Source organism: Bradyrhizobium sp. (genome assembly GCF_049586575.1).
Taxonomy (GTDB): Bacteria; Pseudomonadota; Alphaproteobacteria; order Rhizobiales; family Xanthobacteraceae; genus Bradyrhizobium.
Window position 1 is genome coordinate 1 of record NZ_JBAVCF010000456.1, and the last position, 2,681, is coordinate 2,681.

Genomic DNA, 2,681 nt, shown 5'->3' on the forward strand with positions numbered 1-2,681 from the left:
CGCTTCAGGGCCGATGCATCGGGTGCAGCCGCCAGCGGCAGCACTTCGCGCATCAGCGCGCGCAGGTCGGTATATTTCCAGTCTTCGAGACGCCGATGCGGCAGGCCGGCGCGCTCGAAAGCATCGAACGCCTGCCGGCGGACATCGGCAACCTTGCCGGTGCCGGGCAGCCGGTCACGCGCCGCAGCAAATATGCTCTCCACCGCGCGTCCGCTTCCGGTCTTTGCCAAAACAATGTTCATCACAAGATCCGCATTCGTCAGGCCGCGTCTTCGAACTGCGCGTAGCCCGACGCCTCAAGCTCGAGCGCCAATTGCTTGTCGCCGCTCTTCACCACCCGTCCCTTCGACATCACATGCACGAAGTCCGGCACGATGTAATTCAGCAGCCGCTGGTAATGCGTGATCACCACCATCGCTCGCTCCGGCGAGCGCAGCGCATTCACGCCATCAGCCGCAACCCGAAGTGCGTCAATGTCGAGACCGGAATCCATTTCGTCGAGAATGCACAGGTTCGGCTCGAACAGCGCCATCTGAAGGATTTCGTTGCGCTTCTTCTCGCCACCGGAGAAGCCGACGTTGACGCCGCGCTTGAGCATGTCCTGCGGGATGTTCAATCGCTTGGCGACTTCACGCACCTTCTTCAGGAAGTCCGGCGCCATCAACTCGCTCTCGCCGCGCGCCTTGCGCTGGGCGTTATAGGCCGTGCGCAGGAAGTTCATCGTGATCACGCCAGGGATTTCGACCGGATACTGAAAGGCGAGAAACACGCCCTTGGCGGCGCGCTCGTCGGGCGCCATCCCCAGCAGGTCTTCGCCCTTGAACAGGATCTCGCCGCCGGTAACTTCATAGCCCGGCTTGCCGGCGATGACGTGAGAGAGCGTCGACTTTCCGGAGCCGTTCGGCCCCATGATCGCGTGCACTTCGCCCTTGTTCACGGTAAGCGACAGCCCGTGGAGGATCTCGCGATCCTCAACACGAACTTGCAGGTCTTTGACTTCAAGTAATGCCATCACGTTGTTCCGTCTTTCCGTTCATCCCTCGTCCTGAGGAGCGCCGAGGGCGCGTCTCGAAGGACTTGGCCGACAATCTTTCCTCTCATCCTTCGAGACCGGCCGCTCACGCGGCCTCCTCAAGATGAGGATCTACCCGACCGATCCCTCGAGCGAGATTGAGATCAGCTTCTGCGCCTCAACTGCAAACTCCATCGGCAGTTGCTGCAGCACGTCCTTGACGAAGCCGTTGACGACAAGGCCAACCGCCTCTTCCTGGCTCAATCCGCGCTGCACGCAGTAAAACAGCACGTCCTCGGAAATCTTCGAGGTCGTCGCTTCATGCTCGAACAGCGCGGACGAATTCTTTGCTTCCACATAGGGCACCGTGTGCGCGCCGCATTTGTCGCCGATCAGAAGCGAGTCGCAGGCCGTGAAGTTGCGCGCGCCCGTCGCCTTGCGATGGGCCGTGACGAGGCCGCGATAGGTGTTCTGCGATACGCCGGCGGCGATGCCCTTGGAGATGATCCGGCTCGTCGTGTTCTTGCCGAGATGAATCATCTTGGTGCCGGAATCGACCTGCTGGTGGCCGTTCGAGATTGCGATCGAATAGAATTCACCGCGCGAGTTGTCGCCGCGCAGGATGCAGCTCGGATATTTCCAGGTGATGGCCGAACCGGTCTCGACCTGGGTCCAGGAGATCTTCGAATTATTGCCGCGGCAGTCGCCACGCTTGGTGACGAAATTGTAGATGCCGCCCTTGCCTTCGGAGTTGCCGGGATACCAGTTCTGGACCGTCGAATATTTGATCTCGGCATCGTCCAACGTGACGAGTTCGACCACGGCGGCGTGGAGCTGGTTCTCGTCGCGCTGCGGCGCGGTGCAGCCCTCGAGATAGCTGACGTAGGCACCCTTGTCGGCAATGATAAGGGTCCGCTCGAACTGCCCGGTGTTGCGCTCGTTGATGCGGAAGTAGGTCGACAGTTCCATCGGGCAACGAACGCCCGGCGGCACGTAGACAAACGAGCCGTCGGAGAACACGGCCGAGTTCAGCGTGGCGAAGTAGTTATCGGAGGTCGGCACCACCGTGCCGAGATACTTCTTCACGATCTCCGGGTGCTCGCGGATCGCCTCAGAGATCGGCATGAAGATCACGCCGGCCTTCTTCAGCTCTTCCTTGAAGGTGGTCGCGACCGACACCGAGTCGAACACGGCGTCCACCGCAATCTTGCGTCCTGCCGGTGCCGCCTCACCCTCAGGGCGCGCTACGCCTTCAAGCACCGCAACTTCGCGCAGAGGAATGCCGAGCTTCTCATAGGTCTTGAGGATTTCTGGATCGATCTCGTCGATCGAAGCGAGCTGCTTCTTCGGCTTCGGCGCAGAATAATAGTAGAGGTCCTGGTAATCGATCTTGGGATAGTTGACGCGTGCCCAGGTTGGCTCGGTCATAGTCAGCCAGCGGCGATAGGCCTCCAGGCGCCATTCCAGCATCCACGCCGGTTCGTTTTTCTTCGCAGATATGAAACGGACGGTATCTTCCGATAGCCCCTTCGGGGCCTTCTCGGACTCAATAACAGTCTCAAACCCAGACCGATATTGATCGACGTCGATCCGGCGAACCCGGTCGACGGTTTCTTGTACGGCAGCCATTCCAACCTCCGCTCGCGGTTTCAAGGACCGCGGTGGATCA

2 protein-coding genes and 1 pseudogene are annotated in these 2,681 nt (G+C 60.4%); all 3 read right to left on the bottom strand.

From position 1 onward, the window contains the following. A pseudogene (locus WB528_RS17730) lies at window positions 1–242 on the bottom strand (Fe-S cluster assembly protein SufD); the annotation flags it as partial. Window positions 243–259: 17 nt separating this feature from the next. Beyond that, complete coding sequence (gene sufC / locus WB528_RS17735) at window positions 260–1,012, bottom strand: Fe-S cluster assembly ATPase SufC (protein ID WP_423889701.1); 753 nt, start codon at window positions 1,010–1,012, stop codon at window positions 260–262. Window positions 1,013–1,144: 132 nt separating this feature from the next. After that, a complete protein-coding gene (gene sufB, locus WB528_RS17740) occupies window positions 1,145–2,641 on the bottom strand; it encodes a Fe-S cluster assembly protein SufB (RefSeq protein WP_423889702.1) in 1,497 nt (498 codons plus the stop codon). Window positions 2,642–2,681: the final 40 nt, after the last annotated feature.

Excerpts from the sequence above, each read along its gene's own strand:
- sufC (WP_423889701.1), bottom strand. The coding sequence starts at position 1,012 with ATGGCATTACTTGAAGTCAAAGACCTGCAAGTTCGTGTTGAGGATCGC.
- sufB (WP_423889702.1), bottom strand. The coding sequence starts at position 2,641 with ATGGCTGCCGTACAAGAAACCGTCGACCGGGTTCGCCGGATCGACGTC.